Origin of the sequence: Mesorhizobium tianshanense (assembly GCF_007830515.1) — a bacterium.
Lineage (GTDB): Bacteria > Pseudomonadota > Alphaproteobacteria > Rhizobiales > Rhizobiaceae > Mesorhizobium > Mesorhizobium tianshanense.
In genome coordinates this window covers 1-19,836 of record NZ_VLKT01000065.1, presented here as the reverse complement: position 1 = coordinate 19,836, position 19,836 = coordinate 1, and the positions used below count along the sequence as shown (strand labels likewise).

The following is a 19,836-nucleotide window of genomic DNA, read 5'->3' as shown; positions in this document are numbered from 1 at the left end:
TGCGAGCTCCAGCTTCCATTCGGTGCAGTCTCTTACTAGCCTCCTGCTAGGCCGAGTTAACTAACCGAAAATTTTTTTAGATTTTGTTAACCTAAATTAGTGAAGGCCCACCTTTTGGCCGGTAACCTCCTCTACGCAATAGTGCTGTGACCATGGCGGGGGCCTGGCAATTTCACAGTTTCAAGGAAGTTGGCGCGAACAGAATATCGTTCGCACAAATGGTATTTGTCTGAAGTCCCTCTCGTACTGGTCTCGAAACGTGTGTAATGTTTGGGGAGTAAGTTCAATGGTACCGACAATTCAATTGGAAGCCAAATCACCCGGTGCACTGGAATTCTTATCGGGTAACATTGGGAATGGAATTCATCTTCATAGAAACGGCTTAGCCGAATCTTGCCTGGCTCTGTTGGATGAGCGCGTGCTTGACCGGCAGTGTCTTGCACAATGCTTGACTGCTTATGGCGTCGGGAAGGAAATCCTGTCGTTCGGTTCGGTCGAAGAATGGCGGCATCAGGAGAACGCAATCTCTGCATCAGCCATTCTGCTGAACGTGGGCAGCCGAAAGGTGACAGACGCAAAGACCGGCGCCGAAATCGCCGATCTCGTGAATGAGGCTCACCCGGTTCCAGTGGTGATTTTGGCCGATACCGACGACTTGGAGCAGATTCTAAAGGCGTTGAATTACGGCGCAAAAGCATACATCCCTTCGTCGATCCGTTTCGAGATCTGTGTTGAAGCCGTAAATCTTGTCCTTGCCGGTGGAACATTTGTCCCTGCAAGCAGTGTGTTTGCCCTGCACAAGGCAATCGACACTGGTGTCGATTCGACAAGAGCCATGGCGAGCGTGTTCACGGAGCGGCAAGAAGAGGTCGTCCAGGCTTTGAGGCGTGGGAAGGCGAACAAGATAATCGCGCATGAGCTCAATCTCCGTGAGAGCACCGTCAAGGTCCACATCCGCAACATCATGAAGAAGTTGAAGGCGACGAACAGGACGGAGGTCGTCTACAAGCTCAATGAGATGTTCCCTGGTGCCCTCGCGTCAGGCCGATCAAGTTAACCGGACGACGGTTACTTGCGATCATGGGACATTTACGGTGGCCACGGCTGCACGTTCGCAATGGGGCTCGTCGGTAGAGACCCTGCTCGGCCTGCAGTCCGCCGCTCTCTTCGTTGCAGATATGGATGGACGCCATGCTAGACCGGCCGTTGGCGGCAATTGCCCACAAGCCATGGCTTGTTGGGGCCGATGCTCCGCAGGATTTTATCAGCCTCGCTGACATTGTTTCTTTTGTCCGGCAGTACCTCTTCTCGATTCTTGCGTTTATGGTCGCCGGAATCGGTTGCGCCACGTTTTACTTTGCTACCTCGGATCCGATCTATGTGGCGCGAACGCAGATGCTGATCGAACCAAAGATCCCCAGAAACCTTCAGCAGCAGCCCTCTGAGGTGAATTTGTCGCTCGACACCGCCCAGATCGAAAGCCAACTCGCGGTTCTGCGTTCTCAGAAGATCGCGATAATGGTGATCGATGACCTTGGACTCATGGATAATCCAACGTTCAGGGATATGAGCGGGCCGACGATCGGCGAGAGGTTTCACAGGGCCTGGATGAGTGTCTTTCAGGCTGACGGGCTCAACACCAGCTATGCTGCGCTGACGGATTTCTTCAATCGAGTGCTGCCCTGGTCGGATCAAGAACAAGCGAACACTCCGCAGTCGGAATCCGAGCGTGAGCGTAGCGCGGTGGAGATATTCACCGGCGGCCTGGATGTTCAGCGTGTCGGTGTCTCATATGCAATAGACATTACATTCCAGTCTCTGGACCCGGCCTTGGCGGCACGCATCGCAAACGCCACAGCGGAGGCATTCGTACGCGAGCAGGTGCAAACGACAAAAGTGGCGGCTGGCGAAGGCATCGTATGGTTGGAAAGGCGTATGCGGGAGGTCGGCGACCAGATGAACAAGGCGACCAGGATCGCCCAGGAGTTTCGCGCGAAACACGACTACAGTATAGGCCAGGGCGAGACGTCCGTCGATGGACAGGGTCTCCCCCTCAACGAAGAACAGCCAAAACACCAGACTACACTAGAGCAGTTGGAAGTTACCGCCGAAACCTATCGAAAGATGTATGAAAGCCTACTCGGAGCTTATACGAACTCGGTCGACCAACAACCTTATCTGATCGCCAATGCTCGTGTCATTACCTCCGCAACGAGCCCAAAAAAGGCAAGTCGGCCGCGCAAGACCTTGATCCTCGCCTTTGGCGCACTTGCCGGACTGGTAGCTGGCATCGGGTTTGCCGTGGCGCGGCGCGGTCTCGATCGGAACGTGAGGACGCCTCATCAGATCCGCCGCGAACTGGGTTTAGCCTGTATTGGAGAATTGCCGCCGGTCAGCTTCAGGCGGGGTGGTTTTGGCCGGCTTGACGAGGTGCTCAGGAATCCGGACTCCTCATTCAGCGGGAGCCTTCAGAGCGTCAAGGCGATCATGAGCTTGGCCGGAGCCTCCCATCCAAGGCGCCGCATCGGAGTCACATCCGTGTCCCCCGGTGATGGAAAGAGCACCGTTGTGAGCAATCTGGCGGCCCTATGTGCGGCGTCGGGTACAGCCACCCTCGTGATCAACACCGACCGTAAGTCGGCACTGGCCAACGAACTCGTCAATTCCTCCGATTTCAACATGACCGACCGGGATTCCGGGGGCCCCAGAGATCTCGTCAAGCAAATCCAGTTCATTGAAAAGACATCGTTTTATTACTTGAGGAACGATGAGTCGAATTCCGCGAATTTGCTCGCTCCCAATAATATGGAGAGATTACTGCGCGAGGTTGGCGCTTACAGTGTCGTCATTGTTGAGCTTCCACCGTTTAGTTCAGGTGCTGAAGGGCTTGCTGTCTGCCCGCTTCTCGATGGCGTGATTGTGGTGGCGCAGTGGGGTGTGACGTCGCTTGATCAACTTGAAGATCTGACGCAGACCCTCAAGAACACCAATTCGTCCGTCCTTGGGGTGCTGATGACCCGTGTTCGTTCCGTTTCGGCTCATCGTTACCGGAAGCGCACGACCCAAGCACCGCGCTGAGATCGATCCTGTCTTCCTCGCGGCGGGGGGCAGTCGAGCGCAAGCTCGGCGGCAAGTCTCGGAATGCCCGTCAATTCGACACCTGTCCGCCAAAATGTTTCTGCGCCGCTAATTAGGCAGGGCGGCGCAGAGAACAGCGCGTCGAACGTTTGATTCCGATATCGCGCCTGCCATTGGTCGCAGCAGCCATTCGTCCGTACCCAATCTAGCATCTTAGGGGTAACCCGCCGCTACCAATCATCCCCCAACTACCACCTTTTCTCTGCTTGCCGGAGGTCGCTCTTCGTTGACAAAATGCAAACGAAAACAGCTGAAATCGAGCGTGAGCAGAAATGTCCAGCGTGATAGAAAGCCACGTGCGGCCCTACAGAGACTTGGGCATTGTGGTCGGGGCCAGGCCTGCGGCGACATTGCTTCTTCGGCAAGAAAGCGGCGCGGCCGCCACGTCGAATACGCCAGGCCTCACGTCGCCTCAACTCGACGCAAGCCCTGACCGCGGCACCACTGCGCTTGAGCCGGACATTCTAACGGCAAGCGTTCAAGAAGATGTAGGGGGCGACCACCGACAGCCTCTCGGCGGTTGGGCCAAGAGGCTGCTGGATCTTTTGGTAGCCTCGACAGCGCTCATTCTCGCCAGTCCGATCCTGGTTCTTATCCCGCTGCTGATCAAGGCCACCACAGGCGGTCCGGTGCTGTTTGTTCACCGCCGTATCGGATTCAACGGAAAGGTCTTCGACTGCTATAAGTTCCGCACCATGGTCCCTAATGCCGAGGACGTGCTCCAACGGCATCTGAGCCGCGATTTACAGGCCGCCCAGGAGTGGGCAGCCAACCAGAAGCTGAAGTGCGATCCGCGTATCCTGTTTTTCGGAAAGATGCTTCGCAAATCGAGCCTGGATGAGCTGCCGCAGCTGTTCAACGTCCTGCGCGGCGACATGAGTTGCGTCGGTCCACGACCTGTCGTTGCCGACGAATTGCAACGCTATGGCGCCGCAGCGCACGAATATTTGAAGACGCGGCCAGGGCTGACCGGCCTCTGGCAGATAAGCGGGAGAAACATGACCGAATATTCGCATCGCGTGCTGCTGGATACGCAATACGTTCAAACATGGTCTCTATTACGCGACTTCTCGATCCTGATGCGGACAATACCGGCCATGATGAAATTTGATCAGACCTCCTGAATTGGAACGTCCAGGGGAGCAGAAACGGTCTCGGGGATTATCGCCCCCCGACTCGGGCTGTGCCACAGTACGGCAAAAGCTAGGCCGGCCAAGTAGGCAATTTGGGTGACGACAACGAGATAGAGTGTCGAGCGGATGGTGGTTTCAACAGACAGGTGGAGAAAACTGCCCGCAGCGATGCTGCCGGCGATCACCACCAAAGTCGCCGCTATCAGCGCCGGCGCGCGCAGGGTAAACCCTGTCACCAGGGCAAGACCCGCAACGCCGACAATGGCAAGCAACACGGCGACCTCCCAGGGGTCGATTTTCTTGGCGCGAGATCAACGCCCTCCCAAGCAAATCAGAGTCGCTCCTTTTTGTGAAGCCATTCGCTTAATTATGCACAGGCAGGATCAGCCATCGTCGGAGGAGTGAAATGCAGATTTCCGTCGTTGGGGTGCTGATCTGCTCGGGAATCCTGGCCTTCGTCGTTTATATGCGCTGGTCGATCATCGCTGCGCTGATTTCGTCTCTGGCTTTTGGCGCGACGGCAATCGGGACGATAACCTCGCTTGGCGGCTCATCGCCGCTTATCTTCACGGTCTTTGATATGCTCCTGATAGTGGCAGCACTAGCTCGACGGGGAATCTGGAGAGAAATTGGATCAGTCTTTGCTCGTATAGGCGCGGCATGGATCGTGTGCGCGCTCATGATCTATGTGAGCATCGGAGCGCTGCTATTTCCGAGGCTCTTTGCCGGGCAGACGAGCGCCTTCGTCTCTTCCCGCACCGGCAAGGGGGTCTACGAAGCGGCCCTGGCGCCGGTGTCGGCCAATATCTCTCAGGCGGGGTACTTTGTTCTGGGAGGGCTGACGTTCCTGGCGGTCTGTCTGCTGCTTCAGCGCAGCGGCACGTTGGCCAATATCAGGCGAGGCTTCTTCCTGTGGTTCACCTTGCACGTGTCGATGGGCATTCTGGACTTGTTGGGCAAGGTGAGCGGTGCCGGCGACATCCTCGCCCCGATTCGTAGCGCCAACTACGCCATGCTGACGCAAGTTGTTGAAGCTGGGTTTTGGCGGATTGCGGGGGCGTTTTCAGAAGCATCGGCGTTCGGCGGGGCATCGCTGGCAGGGCTGGCGTTCACCTACACCTACTGGCGCAAGACTGGATCCAAATTCGCATTGGGATTGGGAGCGACCCTGTTTGTTCTCCTGCTGCTGTCGACATCGTCGACTGCCTATGTCGGCCTTGCAATCGTAAGCGTGCCCGTTGTCTTTTCCATCGTGAAGTCGCTCGCTTCAAGTCGGCTGAGGTCGGGGGAGGCACTGCTTATCGGGTTGCTGCCGCCCTTGCTCCTCTCCGCGATGGCCGCCAGTCTGCTCTATCCTCATGTCTTCGATCCGGTTTTGCAGCTCGTCGACTCCACGGTGATCAACAAAGCCACGTCAGCCTCCGGCCAGGAGCGCAGCTACTGGAACTACAAAAGCCTGCAGTCTTTCTTCGATACAGGTGGACTGGGGGTCGGGTTGGGAAGCTCGCGGGCCTCGAGCTGGCCGATCGCGGTGCTTTCCCAGTTGGGGCTGTTCGGCACCGCGATGATGACTGCTCTGTTGGCAATGCTGGTGCGGGGGCTGCGGGGTGTCCGCAGTCGCATCGATCCCGAGGTCGACGCGATCGCGTCCAGTGTCCGCGCTTGCGCCTTATCGGGGCTCGTGGCCGCGTCGCTGGGAAGTGGCAGCGCCGACCCCGGTATCGTGTTCTTGATTCCTCTCGCTGTCGTTCTTGTCAGCCGGCTCTTGCCTGTTGAAGACGACAGTGTTGCTGGGGCTCCTGTAAGGACGCTCCAGTATTCGCGCGATTCCAGCGAACACATGATTCAATCGCAGATCGGCACTGTTCCCGGCCGCGTCTAAAGCGACATAGGCTCAGAGCTTTCGGAAGTATCCATGAGCTCCGAAGCCCATAGTGCTATCGAATCCACCATACAAAAGCGCAACCTTTTCGGGTTTATCGCTAAGGAACTCGTCGCATGCCTTCTTTACCCCCGGATAGAGATCGACCGAGTCGAACAATCCAGGATCACTGTAGTCGTCTATCAGACATGCAGCACCCTTTGATAGGCGAGGATACACATACTCCAAGCTGACCTTGACCGAGTCGTATAAGTCACCATCCAAATGCGCAAATGCAATTTTGTCCGGCAACTGTGTGGGAAGCGTATCTTCGAACCATCCCTGGTGAAGAATAGGCTGCCGAAGATTCAAGCGCTTGAAATTTGCTATGAGCGCATCCTGCGTAGTGGCCATGTCGCCCTTGTGAGCGTTGGCGTGGCCGTCTTCGGCACTGGCGTTCGGGAGGCCTTCGAAGCTGTCATACAAGTGAAGGTTCCTGCCTGGATCGTAGTGCTGAAGTATGCGTTGGAATACGACGGCTGACTTGCCTTCGTGGCATCCCAACTCACAGAAGTCTCCCGGTACGTCGTAGAAAAGCGCTGCGCTTGCCAAGTGATACATGTCCATTCTCTGTTCGACACTGGTCATCCAGCCCGTGCGAACAGGTGGTGCGAGGACGAGGTTTATTCCAAATTTCCGGAGAACCTTGTTGGCAAAGCGAACCGTCTGAGACTTGGATGGCTTCTGTTGAATCCATTCATCGAACGTATTGGTCAAGAAGACGTTGGGTAGTTCCGTTGCTTGCATGGCGAAGTCTCTTTTTCTAGAAAAAGAGCGCGATGGCGATAGGGCCATATAGTGCGTGTACTGGTCAAGGAAGTTAACTGACTTCCGTCGATCAGTCGCGCGCTTCTACCCTCATCCTGCTCGCAGAATCCGCCGGCAGGCTACGGAATGCCTACGGTATCGCCGACGGTTTCTGCTTTGAGTTCTATTCCCGGCGCCTTGCGCTGCTCGGTCGATGTCGAGTCCAGCGCGCCCATTTCATCCGGAGCCTGTGGTATTTCAATCTTGATGGTGTCTCCGGGCTCGACGACGCTCGTTTCGTTGGCTTGTATTTGCACCGTCGTGCCATCCGCCGACGGTCGGAAGATCGTGTAGATTGGCGCAGCCAGATCCAACTCGGCTCGGCGGGCAAGAAGAGTCGGGGCAGATATCTCGGAATCGTACAATAGCCGCCTCGCTGTTTCTGTCTTGCTGTCGAGAGCATCGAGTTCGGCTTGGGTTTGACGCAGATCGATCGTTACCTCATTTCTCCGTCCGTCCTGGAGTTCGAGAATGGATATGTCGGTTCTGCTGATTTCCTGACGGCCTCGCAGCAGACTGGTTTCCGCCGACAGCCTCTCGCTCTGCGCCTGGGCGAGGGTTCGTTCCAAAGCAAATTCCCGCGGCGCCGCCGCCAGACCTTTTGCCACAAGCGCCGAGACGGACGTCAACTCTTTCTGGATAGAGGCAATCTGCTTGTCGAGGAAGACGAGCTGCGCTTCCAGCGAGGTGAGTTCCTTCTGGAGGAACTCACGCAGACTTTGAAGCGCCTTGACCTGGGTGTCCAACCCTTCCCTGCGCGCCTGGAAGATCAAATGCTCCTGCTTCATGAGCATGGCGATGACGTCGTCCTGAGTGCGTGGCGTCAACTGGGGCGGAAACTGAATGTCGCTGGCATGCGAGAGTTCCGCCTCGAGCCTTGCCCTACGAGCGAGTAGATTGGCCTCGCTCAGCCTAAGCAGCCTCACATCTCCTCGACCCTGGATCACTTCGCGCTCGAACCTGGCGTCCTTGTCCTCCCGCGTCCGCAGCCCGCCCGCGATGCTCAATGCCTGTAAGACGGTCAGCCCGGGCCGATATGCGAATTCGCCCGATTGCGTCACCTTGCCGACGACGTAGAAAGGTCGGAACTGGACGATTTCCACTGCGGTGCGCGGTACTCGCACAAGGCCAACACTTTTCATCAGGCCGTTGCCGATGGAGTTCGCAATCTCGCTGGTCGTCAGGCCGGCGGCCTTGATTTCGCCGACCAGCGGCAGCGAAATAGAGCCGTTGGGACCGATCGTGTATTCGTCGTTGAGAGCACCCCAGGCAAAAATCGTGTCGCGCGACGCACGCCACTCGTAGACCTTGATGCGCAGCTTATCCTGCGGGCCGAGCACATACTCTTTGGCGCTTGCAGCCGAAACGCCCGACATGCAGGCCAACGTCAACCCAGCCGACACCACGACGTGGAGCAGGCGACGAGCCGCGCGCCGACAGGACAGCCTGTCGAGGCCTCGGGCTCGGCGATTTGAGCGAGTGCCTCTGTCGATCGAAAAGAACGGGTCATCAAGCATCTAGATCTCCAGAATGTATTCAGGCTCCACCCGGCCCCTTGCGACGTGTGAAAGCGCCAGAAGATTGCCGCGCAGACGTCCTCTCCGGTCGATGTAGGATTCCGGCCAGAGACTGCGTGCGAGATTGGCAAGCAGATTTTTGCTCATCAACTTTAGTCCGACAGGCAAAGGAACGGACCCTTTGCGGATGAGATAGATCGGGTTCGCCACCTGCGAATAGCCGAAACGAACGCCGCTTACGCGACCGCTCTTGACGCCGAGATGAACTCCGCGGATCGACTGTAAGGCGACGACCCGCCCCCTGGCTCTCAGCCGGCTGGTGAAATCAACGTCTTCCTGCCACCCGTAGAGCACAAGCCGTTCGTCGAAGCGAAGGCCGCCGATGAAAGCCGCCCTGATCGACATGTTGCACCCATAGGCGCTGAGTTGATCCACCCCGCGCGCTTCAGTCGCTGTGCCGGCCTCGCGAAGCGCCTGGATACCTTCTTCCCACGTGAACCCTGCAGTCGTTGCACCGTCTTTCAGCACGCTTCCAGTCACCACGGCCCAGTCCGGCTGCTGCAGGAACGCCCGTGATACGCCATCGAGATAGTCGTCTGCAGGAATGAAGTCGTCGTCGAAAAAGGTGATTATGTCGAACCGGTCACCTGCGGCATCGAGGCCAATGTTACGCTGTGCCGCCAGGCCCGTTTTTCCCAATACGCTCGAGACCGGAAACCGGCAGGCTATGTTGGTGGGGACATGGTTTGCGTCAGGAGCCGAGATTATGACCGCGTCCGGGAGCCGCGTCTGCCGCTCAAGCTGCGCGAGAAGCCGCGCCACATGCTCCGTGCGACCAAACGTTGCGACGATCACGACCACCTTTATCGACAATCAACCCTCCGCACCGCCAATGAAGTGAGTGCGCTATCATCCTAATCCGCCGGTCGCGTCGATGCAGCCTGCGCATAAGTTTAGCGTTGCGGCGTGCTTAGGCCCATCGGAGTAGAAGCCGTACCTCGTTGGAGTGCAACCGGCTTCGAGCGGGGGCGGAGCTTAACCCGATAGACAGCTTGTTTGGACGGGACGGACGACACACAGTCGTTGAGCATCCGGGCAAAAACAGAATTCCCGAAAGGTGCCGACGTTCCGGGAGGGCAATGCATGCGCCATGTGCGACAGCCGAAAGCAACCACCATGGTTGGCCATGATACCAAACATGTGCGATCCATCGGCAAGGCGCCATTTGCAGCCATCGACCGCAACGCGCGCATCGCCGTCGTGCATGACTGGTGCCCGAATTTTCGCGGAGGGGAGCAGGTCCTTGCCCGGATCTGCAAGCTCTTTCCAAGAGCCGAGGTTTTCACCCTTTTTGATTTTCTCCCGAAGGAGGTCAAAGACGAGCACTTTCCAGGCGTGGTTTTTCACGTTTCTGCGATGAATCGGCTCCCATTGGTGAAAAAATACTACAGGTCTCTATTTTTTCTTTGCCCGTTTATGATCGAGCAATTTGATGTCACTGGATACGACGCGGTAATTTCTTCTTCGGCTGCATTCTCTCGAGGCGTTCTCACGCGCCCAGACCAACCACACCTTTGCTACGTGCACAGTCCTGTGCGCTATGCGTGGGACGAGCAATTCTCCTATCTACAGCAAGCCCATTTGGGATTTGGGCCGAAGGGTCTTGTCTTTCGCTACATGCTTCACAGGCTGCGGACCTGGGATACCCGCACGGCGCATGGTCCTGATTTGATGCTGGCAAATTCGAACTATGTCCGCTCGCGAATCGAACGGATTTACGGCCGCGATGCGCGGGTGGTCCATCCGCCCGTGGCCACCGGGGAACTTAAACTGGTCGCCAGCAAGGATGACTATTACGTAACGGCCGCATTCCACGCCCCGTATAAACGGACGGATCTGATTATCGAGGCGTTCAGCAAAACTCCGTCGCGTCGCCTGATTGTCGTGGGCGACGAAGTACAGTCCAAGCATCTGCGATCGCTTGCCGGTCCCAACATCATTTTCACCGGCTATCTGCCGCGGCATGAATACATCGAAAAAATCGCTAACGCCCGTGCGATGGTGTTCGCCGGATGTGAGGATTTCGGGATCGCGCTTGCCGAGGCCCAGGCTTGCGGCACTCCATTGATCGCCTTTGGCCGTGGAGGTGCCCGCGACATTGTCCGGCCGCTTGGCGAGAGCAGCCATCCGACAGGGGTGCTCTTTGACCGTCAGTCCGTCGATTCCATAGCCGACGCAATTGACCTGTTCGAGGAAAATGCGGAGTCCATTGCGCCGCACGCCTGTCGTATGAACGCGTCTAGGTTCTCCGAGGAAAGGTTCGACCTTGCGATCCTCGACGCCCTTGGCCTGGCCCAATCTGCCCAGCTTGCTCGCGAAACCGGGCACAGAGAATTCTTTGGAACCAAAAGGCGCGAGATAACCGATTCCCTTGCCGAGCCAGCTCTCCCATGAATGCATTTGACCTCCACATGGCCAGCAACGCCAAAACGCTTCAACCGACTTCGTGTCCGTGCTGCTCGGCGCCCGTTAGCCGGTCGATCTACAGGGTCGAATCCATCCCGGTGCATAGCTGCGTCCTGCTTAGCTCGGCCCAGGAAGCCCATGCTTTTCCTCGTCGCGACCTTGACCTCGCATTTTGTGAAGCATGCGGGTTCATATTCAACAGGGCCTTTGACGAGGCGGTCATGGGCTACTCGACCAATTTTGAGGAATCCCAGCATTTTTCGAGCACTTTCAACAATTTCGCGAAGGGACTTGCACATGAGATTGCACAGAAATGTGCGATAGTCGGCAAGCACGTGTTGGAGATCGGCTGCGGCAAGGGCGAATTTCTCCGCGAACTTTGCATGGCCGGCGGCGCCACCGGGCTCGGCATCGACCCAGGTTATCGAGCCGACAAAGGACGCAATGAGGACTACGGCGACATTCAGATGATCGTCGATTTTTTCGGACCAGATTACCAGCATCTCCAAGCGGACACGGTCCTTTGTCGCCACACGCTCGAACACATAGGGTCCGTGTCGACTTTCGTGCGGCTGATCCGAAAGATGATCGGTGAAAGGACCGAAGATTGGGTCGTCTTCGAAACGCCGGATGCAAAACGCGTGCTCGTGGAAAGTGCGTTCTGGGACATTTACTACGAGCATTGTTCCTATTTCAGCCCCGGTACGCACGCACGACTGTTTCGCCAGGAAGGGTTCGACGTTACCGACCTGGAACTCGTCTATGACGACCAGTACATTGTTCAGTACGCCCGGCCGTCAGCAGGCCCGACGGCACCGAGACTACCGCTCGAGCACGATCTGGAAGAGATGCGCCGTTTGGCGGAAACCTTTCCCGCCCGCGTGCGTGCGGTTCAGGATTTCTGGCAGGAGCGCATCCGCGCCGCATACGCCGCCGGCCGGCGGGTCGTCCTGTGGGGCGGCGGGAGCAAGGCAGTGTCGTTCCTGACGACGTTGCAGCTTGGAGACGAAGTGTGGGCAGCAGTCGACATCAACCCTTACAAGCAAGGCAAGTTTACGCCCGGAACCGGACACCCGGTGATCGCGCCAGGCGACCTCTTGGACACGCCGCCTGACCTCGTCATCGTCATGAACCCGATATACCTGAATGAAGTGGCGCAATCCTTGAATGCGCTGGGCCTGCGACCGGAAATCATCGCGGTCTGATCGCACTCTCGTCAAGAAGAAGCCGGAAAATGGAACATTCCAAGTCACCCCGAGTATCCCTTGGTCTGCCCGTTTACAATGGCGAGAATTTCGTCTCCGAGGCGATCCAGTCGATCCTTGAGCAGGACTTCGATGATTTCGAACTCGTCATCACCGACAATGCTTCGACAGACAGGACAGCCGATATATGCCTGGAAATCGCGCTGCGGGACAAGCGCATCCGCTATGTTCGAAACGCACGCAACCTGGGCGCCGCGGCCAATTTCAATCGCGCTTTCGAATTGAGCTCGGGCACATATTTCAAGTGGTGCGCGCACGATGACGTCCTGGACCGTGGTTTCCTGACGGACTGCGTGCGTGCGCTCGACGATAACGCCGGCCACGTCATTGCCTATCCGCGCTTGCTGGGAATCGACGAGACCGGACAGCACACTTCCTATGTCGAACGGGTGCTGCCGGATATGGGAGGATCTTCGCCCGCGTCCCGCTTCCGGCTGATGGTTGCCGCGCACGGATGGGATGCGGCGATGTTTGGCCTTTGGCGCCGGGATTGTCTGCTCAAAACCACTTTGCATGAGCCTTATTATGGGTCCGATTGCGCGCTTTTGGCCGAGATGGCCATTCTCGGGCCGTTTGTCCACGCGCCCAACGCGATACTCTACAGCCGTGACCATCCGACGCGTTCGGTGCGATTGCCAAGCGCCGAACGGTTGGCTTGGCAAAATCCGGATGGCTCCACCGCGAACGCTTTCGAATTGTCGACGCGGGTAAAACACCTCGTCGCGATCGCCTATCGGCACAGGGGGACGGCACCGCTGGGTAGCACACTCCTTCATCTGCTTGCATGGATCCTGGATCCACTGCTCGTTGCGAGATTCTGCCTGGAAGCTGTAGGCGTTGTTTCTCCGCAGCTTCGTAGCAAGCTGCGCGGCGCCGGCCTGGGAGCCCTGAGACGCATTCATGCCGTCTCGGGCCGCTCTCCTGGCTAGAAACGAGTGATCTGGTGCGAGGATCCGCCGGAGGCCTTTGAATGAACCGTCGCCAAGTCGCGCCCGCGGCCGCAGGAGCGTCCGCCTCCCAGCTATTGCCGCAGGGTTCGAGCAAGAGAAATCTGGTGATCGTCCGGGCGGGGCGTGGCTCTTTGCATGCCGGCTGGACCGAGGGGGCGGGCGAAGCCGACTTCGATCTTCTCGTCGCCGCCTACGAGCCTGGCGTTTCCCATGGTCAAAACGATTTGAGCGTGTTTCTGCCTGGGCGCAAGATCGCAGGGTATCATGCCTTGTTTCAAAGTTACCCTGAAATTGTGACGAGATATGATTTCATTGCATTGATCGACGATGACATTGAGACGACGAAACTGGATTTGAATCGTCTGTTTGCAATCGGTCGACAATATAAACTCGATCTTTTTCAGCCAGCGCTTTCATTGGATAGCTATTTCTCCTATGCCGCGACGCTTGTCAGCGGCAAGCGATACTTGTTGCGATATACCAACACGGTCGAAATGATGTGTCCGGTGTTCAGCGCCAGGTGCCTGCAGGCCGCGTTGAAATTGTTCGGGCTCGGCTACGAGACGGGAATAGACCTTCTGTGGACCCGCCTGACTGACATGCCTTGGCTGCGTTACGCCATAGTTGACGACGTCGTTGTTAGACACACGCGGCCGGTCGGCACAACAAAGTCGCTCCAAGGCTTCGCAGCCAACGAGCGCTACGACGTACAGGTCAAGGCAGTGTTGAAGAGGTTCGGCGCTACGTTTCGCGGGTTTGTAACTTATGCGGCAGTCGACCGGAGCGGGCAGCTCATACGGTCCCGATTTTTGATCGGGCTTAACTCCCTGTTGCTTTGGCGGGCGCTGTTCAGGACGCCACTCGATTGGAGACAGTTTATGCGTCGGTCGACCGATTATACGCGACATTGCTGGCTGAGGCCGCTCAACCTGCAGCGGATCGACGTCGATGGAGTCGGAAAGCCAGGCCGTCAGCCGCAAGGGGCGGTTCGCCAGCTCATGCCACGATGATATCCGGCGCCAATCCAAGCTTGTTCGCCGCCAGGGCAACCTCGTCCCGATAGAGCGGATTCATCACGATGATCGACCGCAAGGGCCTGCCGCGCAGGCTCTCCGGCCCAACCACAGGTGTCCCGGTGCCTGGAGCAAATCGCCCTTGCTTGTGCGGATTGACGTCGACCAGAGCGCTTATCCGCGCGCCTCCGGGAACGACGTTGACGAAGGTGACCCCCTTTGATCCCGCACCCCAGACAACAGTCTGACCCGGATCCCGTTCCAGGAGGTAATCGCGCCACCAGGCGACCTTGTCGCGGTATGTTTGGTCGAAGCGGCGGACCAACGCTTCGATCTTCCCCGTTTCTGAAAAATCGGCCGTCATCCCGGTTTCGCGAGGTTTTGCTTCGATGAAAAGGTACTGGCCGCCGAACGACTCGCCTTCGTCCAGCACCTCGAAGCCTGCTGTCTCCATCGCCGCGCGCAGCGAGTGCGGCGTAAAGTAGGAGATGTGCTCGTAGATCAGGTCCCAGATTCCCATGTCGCGCAGTGTATAGAGCGCATTGGGCACCTCGATGTAAAATACCGTGCTGGGCTCAACGCCTGGATGGGACCGAAGCCCCTGCAGGAAGGCGATCGGCTCAGCTATGTGCTCCAGGACGTGACGGCAGGAAACGAAGTCGGGCCTGACGTCCGGATAGGCATCGCCGAACCAGTCATTGATGAATTCCACGCCGGCGACGTTCTCACCACGATTGTCTTCGAAGCTCCTGTCGAAGCCGATCCCCCTGGCGCCGCTGGCCGAGCAGAGCCGCTTGAGGAAATCACCCTTGCCGCAACCGACGTCCACGGCCAATTTTCCCTTAAGGGCGTAAGCAGTGGACAGGCGTTCCGCGAGGTCCTGCGCGAAGGCGGCGAAGCGCGGCGAAAAATGCAGCGAGTTCTCGTAATCCTGCGTATAGCCGATCCGGTCGTCTTCGAACGCGGCGTTGAAAAAATGTTCGCAACTGCGGCAAAACGCGAGGGCGAATTGGCCGGTCTGTGCGGCGACGGCCGAGTTCGCGTCAGGGTGCAGCGAGTTGCACGACACCGGCAGCGCGTCGAAGGAAACGGAATGCAGCAAATCCTGCTGCCGGCAGACCGGACAATCGACGCGAAGCCGCCTCGAATTCGTCAGCGGGTCACGCGCTTCGGCGCGGGCAGCGCTTCGGACCAGCACGGTCACACGATCCGCGGGGTCGGCACGGGAACGATGAATTTTCCGCCCCTGGCCCGATATTCTGTTTGCTGCGCCATGATCTCATCGAGGAAATTCCAGGCAAGCACCAGCACGTAGTCCGGCTGCGCCTCCAACAGAGCCTCCGTGGAGCGGATAGGAATTTTCTGACCGGGCATGTACTTGCCCTGCTTGTGGGTGTTGCGGTCGACGACGAAATCAATGAGATCGCGTCCGATACCGACCGTGTTGATCAAGGTGGCGCCTTTGGCCGCCGCCCCGTAGGCGGCGATCGAGGCGCCGGTCGCTTTGAGCCGGTGCAGCAGGGCGGAGAGCTCGACTTTCAACGTGTCGACCGTCGCGGAAAAATCGCGGTAGTAGTCGATGGAATCGATCCCTCGGGCTTTTTCATGAGCGATCTGGTTCGTGACGCTCTCGCCGACACGTTCCTGCCTTTCGACATACAGGCGAATAGACCCGCCATGGATCGACAAGTGTTTTATCTCGTTGAGATAAAGACCATGTCTCCGAAACAGCTTGTCCAATGCCGTCACTGAAAAATAGCACAGGTGTTCGTGGTAGATCGTATCGAACTCGCAATGGTCGATCATCGGTTCGACATACGGCGCTTCGAGCACCGCAACGCCGTCGTCCTTGAGCAACCGTGCAATGCCTGAAACAAAACCATTGGTGTCGGCCACATGGGCGAGCACATTATTTGCGTGGATCACGTCGGCTCTTATGCCCTCTTGGCGAAGGGACTCGGCCAGTTCGCGCGTGAAGAACGTTAGGCGTGTCGGCACCCCGACCTTTATGGCGGCGGCGGCAGGCCCATCGGCGGGGTCGATACCCAGCACTTGTATGCCCGCCTCGACATAGTTCTTCAGCAGATAACCGTCGTTGCTTGCCAGCTCGATCACGAAACTCCCAGTGCTCAGGCCGCGGCGTTCGATCAGATCGAGCACGTTGTCTCGAGAATGCCGCAGCAGCGCTTGCGAGAACGAGGAGTAATAGGGATAGGCATCGGCAAACAGGATCCTGGGGTTCACCGTTTCCGTGATCTGCACCAGGCTGCAATCGCCACAGAAGGCGACATTGAGCGGAAAGACCGGCTCCTCCTCGCCATCGTCGATGCTCGATGGAAGCCGATCGGCAAGCGGCGTCGTGCCGAGCTTCAGGAACGTATCGATGTGGCTTCCGCCGCAAGATCGGCAGACCTGCTCGGTTACCGACGCCGCACCAGCGATCATCATGGCCTTGGCTCCTGACTGTGTTTGCTCAAATCGCCATCGCCAATTGCGGCGTGCGGCGCAGATCGGCATCCAGTTCGCCGTTCCGGATCAGCTTCTGCACATGGGCGATGCGCTTGAACCGCTCGCCCTCGAAATCCTCGACTGTGAGACCTGCTGCGCGAAATGTGGAATAGAGCTGTTCGATGCCGCGCCGCGCCGTCCATTGCGGCTTAAATCCGTGCAGGCGGCGACCGATGTAGGCGCAGTCGACACGATAGCACCGCTTGTCTGGCCCGGCGTCGGGCGCGAACTCCACGCGGCTGCCGGGAACGATCGCCTGGACCAAGGCCGCGATCTCGCGGATCTGATAGTTTTCCGTGGTCAAGCCGACATTGAATGCCTCGTTGTGAACCAAATCCCGCTCGGCTTCGAGGACGGCGGTATAGGCCAGCGCAATGTCCTCCACATGGACGATCGGGCGCCATGGCGACCCGTCGCTTTTGAGGTAGACCAGACCGGTTGTGTAGGCCCAGGCCGTCAGGTTGTTGACCACGAGGTCGAAACGGATGCGCGGCGAGAGGCCGTAGGCTGTGGAAGCACGCAGGAATGTCGGGCTGAATGACTGATCGGCCATCGGCGCGACCGCTCGCTCCACATTCGCCTTTGAGACGCCGTAAGGCGTAACCGGGTTGAAGGGAGCATCCTCAGTCAGAAAGCTGTCGCCTGCCGCGCCGTAATTGCTGCAAGAGGAGGCGTACAGGAACCGCTGGACACCGGCGGTCTTGGCGAGCTGCGCAAGCCTTACCGAAGCGCCGCAGTTGATCTCCTCGGTAAGCAGGGGCCGATAGTCCCCCAAGGGATCGTTCGAAAGTCCGGCGAGATGGATGATCGCGTCGAAGCCGGCGACATCGTCGACCTCAATGTCACGGATGTCTTTTTCGATCGTTGGCACTTCGGCCAACGTTCCCACGAAGGTGCATGACCGGAAGATGTCGCTGTCTAGACCTGTGACATCATGGCCGCGTTCAAGCAGCATCGGAGTTAGGACGGAACCGATGTAGCCGAGGTGGCCTGTAACCAGTACTTTCATCGATCAATTCCCATGTTTTCCAGGGCGCCTGCCCGCTGTCCCATAATTTCTGAAGGAGATGCTTCTCGCGGATGGTGTCCATGCATTGCCAGAAGGATTCGTGGCGATATGCCATCAGCTGGCCGTCAGCCGCGAGCCGCTGCATTGGCGCATGCTCGAACATCACATCGTCGCCGTCGATATAATCCTTTATGCCCGGCTCGAGCACGAAGAAGGCACCATTGATCCAACCCTCCGAGGCCTGAGGTTTTTCAGTGAAGTCGACGACGCGATTGCCATCGAATTCGATGTGCCCATAGCGTGCTGGCGGACGCACCGCCGTCATCGTTGCGAGCTTGCCATGCGATTTGTGAAAGGCGATCAGGTCATCAAGGTTGACGTCCGAAACGCCGTCGCCCCAGGTGAGCATAAACGTCTCGTCGCCCATCCAGTCGATCAGGCGTTTGATGCGGCCGCCCGTCAGCGTATTCAGTCCCGTCTCGACAAGGTCGACGGACCAATCAGGCAGCGAGCTTGAGTGGCGCTTGACGCTTCCCGATGCGGCGTTGACGGTCAGGCTGCCATCGAATGCGACATAGTCGCTGAACCAGCGTTTGATGTATTCGCCCTTGTATCCCAACGCGATGGCGAAATCGCGGTGGCCGTAGGCATAGTAATGCATCATGATATGCCAAAGGATCGGCTTTGCCCCGATCTCGACCATTGGTTTCGGCCGGATCTCGGTTTCTTCCGCTAGCCGCGTTCCCAATCCGCCGGCAAGAATTCCTACCTTCATTGTTCTCACCCCAACCACTTACCGTTTTTGCTAGCATGCGTGGTGGGGCTGGACCACACCGAAGAAGGGATGATCGGAACCATCGATGCGCGACGTCAGGCATACGATTGGTGCTATGCTCGATAAAGCGATGCGTAAGGGGTCTCATCCATTCGACGTAGCCGACTGGCAGGCGTCGGCGGTCATCATCGCACCCCATCCCGACGATGAGACATTGGGATGTGGGGGGGTCGTCAGCAAGAAGCTCAACTCGGGCGCCGACGTCCGGTTTATTTTCGTTACCGACGGTTCGGCATCCCATTCAAATCGGGTTGATATGGAGGCACTGCGGATCACCCGTGAGGGCGAAGCGATCGAGGCGGTTTGCCGGTTCGGCGGTTCGGCCGATCGGGTTAGGTTTCTGCGTGTTCCCGACGGCATGGCAAAGCATCATGTCGGCAAGATCGCAGACGCGGTCGCTCAGTTGCTCTTCGCCTGGCAACCACAGAGCGTGTTCGTCACCCACGTGAAAGAGCCGCCTGCGGACCACGTTGCCACCAATCTTGGCGTGCGAGGCGCGCTTCAACTGTATGGCCGGCGCGTGACCGTGTTCGAATATCCCGTCTGGTATTGGTGTCAGTGGCCGTGGGTTCGTCTGCACGACGACGCGCTTGGGCTCAATCGCACCGCATTGCGGCAAATGGTCCGGACTCTTTGCCGGCCTGCGCGGCGTCAGGATGTTCAACTCCAATGCCTATGTCGGCGACGTGATCGATGTAAAACGTCACGCGCTGGCAGCCCACCGGTCGCAGATGGAGCGGCCGGCGGGACAAGAAGACTGGCCTGTCCTGGCGGACATAGGTGGCGGCGATTTTCTGAAGTGGTTGCTGAGGGACCACGAGATGTTCACGCGATATGAGCTTAACGCGTGAACGCTGTTCTTCGTTTAATGGGCCACTTCCGCGTAAGCGCGCCGATGTGCTCGGCAAGATCGTCAGCGGCTTGAAAGCCGTCATCTGGATCTTCGTGTTGCTGAACGCCGCGAGACTCCGGCAGAACACACAATCGTCGTCATGGACAGGGTGCTGGCTTCGCGGGATATCTCATTGGCTCACCGGGTCGATGCCAGATCCGTGGGTGGCTCGGCGATGTCGCCTAACGTGCAATCGCCACAGACGGTGCACTCCGAAAACACGAATAAGTTGGCAAGCGCATTGCAGACTCCGGCGACCCGCTGGGCCGACGACGCCGAGCGTAATGAGCTTCTTGTAAACGGGCATGTCTTCAAATTCCGGTCGCTCCTTTGCTGGGTTCGCAGTGTGTGACTCGCTTCTCCGACCGCGAACGGACACAAG

The 19,836-nt window shown here is 58.0% G+C and carries 16 protein-coding genes and 2 pseudogenes; 10 read left to right on the top strand and 8 right to left on the bottom strand.

All coding sequences use genetic code 11. From position 1 onward, the window contains the following. Positions 1 to 286: 286 nt before the first annotated feature. The 3 genes from IQ26_RS33155 to IQ26_RS33145 all read left to right on the top strand — a co-directional run bounded on the left by IQ26_RS33155 (position 287) and on the right by IQ26_RS33145 (position 4,262). Positions 287 to 1,057, top strand: coding sequence for a response regulator transcription factor (locus tag IQ26_RS33155; protein ID WP_145722575.1), 771 nt, complete (start codon positions 287 to 289; stop codon positions 1,055 to 1,057). A 125-nt stretch (positions 1,058 to 1,182) separates the two neighbouring features. Further along, entirely contained in the window at positions 1,183 to 3,078 is a 1,896-nt protein-coding gene (locus tag IQ26_RS33150; RefSeq protein WP_240547354.1) for a GNVR domain-containing protein, read from the top strand. Positions 3,079 to 3,410: 332 nt separating this feature from the next. Further along, complete coding sequence (locus IQ26_RS33145; RefSeq protein WP_145722574.1) at positions 3,411 to 4,262, top strand: sugar transferase; 852 nt, start codon at positions 3,411 to 3,413, stop codon at positions 4,260 to 4,262. Here the strand turns inward: IQ26_RS33145 and IQ26_RS33140 are convergent. Then, a complete protein-coding gene (locus IQ26_RS33140; protein WP_145722573.1) occupies positions 4,250 to 4,546 on the bottom strand; it encodes a hypothetical protein in 297 nt (98 codons plus the stop codon). The two genes, IQ26_RS33145 and IQ26_RS33140, sit on opposite strands and share 13 nt — an antisense overlap. A 131-nt stretch (positions 4,547 to 4,677) precedes the next feature. Between IQ26_RS33140 and IQ26_RS33135 the strand changes: the two genes are divergently transcribed. Continuing rightward, positions 4,678 to 6,153: a hypothetical protein gene (locus IQ26_RS33135; protein WP_208760268.1), complete on the top strand. Its 1,476-nt coding sequence runs from the start codon at positions 4,678 to 4,680 to the stop codon at positions 6,151 to 6,153. 12 nt (positions 6,154 to 6,165) lie between these two features. Here the strand turns inward: IQ26_RS33135 and IQ26_RS33130 are convergent, their stop codons facing one another. The 3 genes from IQ26_RS33130 to IQ26_RS33120 form a co-directional block, all read right to left on the bottom strand. Further along, positions 6,166 to 6,939, bottom strand: a complete 774-nt coding sequence (locus IQ26_RS33130) for a TylF/MycF/NovP-related O-methyltransferase (protein WP_145722572.1) — start codon at positions 6,937 to 6,939, stop codon at positions 6,166 to 6,168. A gap of 140 nt (positions 6,940 to 7,079) precedes the next feature. Then, a complete protein-coding gene (locus tag IQ26_RS33125) occupies positions 7,080 to 8,375 on the bottom strand; it encodes a polysaccharide biosynthesis/export family protein (protein WP_240547353.1) in 1,296 nt (431 codons plus the stop codon). 141 nt (positions 8,376 to 8,516) lie between these two features. Beyond that, complete coding sequence (locus tag IQ26_RS33120) at positions 8,517 to 9,383, bottom strand: glycosyltransferase family 2 protein (protein WP_145722588.1); 867 nt, start codon at positions 9,381 to 9,383, stop codon at positions 8,517 to 8,519. Positions 9,384 to 9,692: 309 nt separating this feature from the next. Between IQ26_RS33120 and IQ26_RS33115 the strand changes: the two genes are divergently transcribed. The 4 genes from IQ26_RS33115 (at position 9,693) to IQ26_RS33100 (ending at position 14,207) form a co-directional block, all read left to right on the top strand. After that, the gene (locus tag IQ26_RS33115; RefSeq protein ID WP_407660242.1) at positions 9,693 to 10,970 is read left to right on the top strand and encodes a glycosyltransferase; all 1,278 of its coding nucleotides are present in this window, start codon (positions 9,693 to 9,695) and stop codon (positions 10,968 to 10,970) included. 233 nt (positions 10,971 to 11,203) lie between these two features. Further along, on the top strand, positions 11,204 to 12,187 hold the full coding sequence (locus tag IQ26_RS33110) for a class I SAM-dependent methyltransferase (protein WP_162458144.1): 984 nt from the start codon (positions 11,204 to 11,206) through the stop codon (positions 12,185 to 12,187). 29 nt (positions 12,188 to 12,216) lie between these two features. After that, a complete protein-coding gene (locus tag IQ26_RS33105) occupies positions 12,217 to 13,176 on the top strand; it encodes a glycosyltransferase family 2 protein (protein ID WP_145722568.1) in 960 nt (319 codons plus the stop codon). 41 nt (positions 13,177 to 13,217) lie between these two features. Further along, positions 13,218 to 14,207 (top strand): DUF707 domain-containing protein, encoded by a 990-nt coding sequence (locus IQ26_RS33100; RefSeq protein WP_145722567.1) that lies wholly within the window; start codon positions 13,218 to 13,220, stop codon positions 14,205 to 14,207. Here IQ26_RS33100 and IQ26_RS33095 read toward each other — a convergent pair. The 4 genes and pseudogenes from IQ26_RS33095 to rfbF form a co-directional block, all read right to left on the bottom strand. Then, complete coding sequence (locus IQ26_RS33095; protein ID WP_240547352.1) at positions 14,194 to 15,408, bottom strand: class I SAM-dependent methyltransferase; 1,215 nt, start codon at positions 15,406 to 15,408, stop codon at positions 14,194 to 14,196. The genes IQ26_RS33100 and IQ26_RS33095 overlap by 14 nt on opposite strands. A 2-nt stretch (positions 15,409 to 15,410) precedes the next feature. Continuing rightward, the gene (locus IQ26_RS33090; protein WP_240547355.1) at positions 15,411 to 16,655 is read right to left on the bottom strand and encodes a class I SAM-dependent methyltransferase; all 1,245 of its coding nucleotides are present in this window, start codon (positions 16,653 to 16,655) and stop codon (positions 15,411 to 15,413) included. Positions 16,656 to 16,683: 28 nt separating this feature from the next. After that, positions 16,684 to 17,727, bottom strand: a complete 1,044-nt coding sequence (locus tag IQ26_RS33085; RefSeq protein WP_145722565.1) for an NAD-dependent epimerase/dehydratase family protein — start codon at positions 17,725 to 17,727, stop codon at positions 16,684 to 16,686. A gap of 7 nt (positions 17,728 to 17,734) precedes the next feature. After that, positions 17,735 to 18,502: pseudogene (gene rfbF / locus IQ26_RS33080) on the bottom strand (glucose-1-phosphate cytidylyltransferase); the annotation flags it as partial. Between the two features lie 85 nt (positions 18,503 to 18,587). On the opposite strand from rfbF, the pseudogene IQ26_RS40740 reads away from it, so the two are divergent. Then, positions 18,588 to 19,001, top strand: a pseudogene (locus IQ26_RS40740) (PIG-L deacetylase family protein); the annotation flags it as partial. Positions 19,002 to 19,152: 151 nt separating this feature from the next. Next, positions 19,153 to 19,413 (top strand): hypothetical protein, encoded by a 261-nt coding sequence (locus tag IQ26_RS40735; protein WP_240547356.1) that lies wholly within the window; start codon positions 19,153 to 19,155, stop codon positions 19,411 to 19,413. The last annotated feature ends 423 nt before the right edge of the window (positions 19,414 to 19,836 follow it).

Bases quoted from the DNA above. Each gene is read 5' to 3' on its own strand.
- IQ26_RS33155 (WP_145722575.1), top strand. From the start codon at position 287: ATGGTACCGACAATTCAATTGGAAGCCAAATCACCCGGTGCACTGGAA.
- IQ26_RS33150 (WP_240547354.1), top strand. From the start codon at position 1,183: ATGGACGCCATGCTAGACCGGCCGTTGGCGGCAATTGCCCACAAGCCA.
- IQ26_RS33145 (WP_145722574.1), top strand. From the start codon at position 3,411: ATGTCCAGCGTGATAGAAAGCCACGTGCGGCCCTACAGAGACTTGGGC.
- IQ26_RS33135 (WP_208760268.1), top strand. From the start codon at position 4,678: ATGCAGATTTCCGTCGTTGGGGTGCTGATCTGCTCGGGAATCCTGGCC.
- IQ26_RS33130 (WP_145722572.1), bottom strand. From the start codon at position 6,939: ATGCAAGCAACGGAACTACCCAACGTCTTCTTGACCAATACGTTCGAT.
- IQ26_RS33125 (WP_240547353.1), bottom strand. From the start codon at position 8,375: ATGTCGGGCGTTTCGGCTGCAAGCGCCAAAGAGTATGTGCTCGGCCCG.
- IQ26_RS33115 (WP_407660242.1), top strand. From the start codon at position 9,693: ATGGTTGGCCATGATACCAAACATGTGCGATCCATCGGCAAGGCGCCA.
- IQ26_RS33110 (WP_162458144.1), top strand. From the start codon at position 11,204: ATGGGCTACTCGACCAATTTTGAGGAATCCCAGCATTTTTCGAGCACT.
- IQ26_RS33105 (WP_145722568.1), top strand. From the start codon at position 12,217: ATGGAACATTCCAAGTCACCCCGAGTATCCCTTGGTCTGCCCGTTTAC.
- IQ26_RS33100 (WP_145722567.1), top strand. From the start codon at position 13,218: ATGAACCGTCGCCAAGTCGCGCCCGCGGCCGCAGGAGCGTCCGCCTCC.
- IQ26_RS33090 (WP_240547355.1), bottom strand. From the start codon at position 16,655: ATGATCGCTGGTGCGGCGTCGGTAACCGAGCAGGTCTGCCGATCTTGC.
- IQ26_RS33085 (WP_145722565.1), bottom strand. From the start codon at position 17,727: ATGAAAGTACTGGTTACAGGCCACCTCGGCTACATCGGTTCCGTCCTA.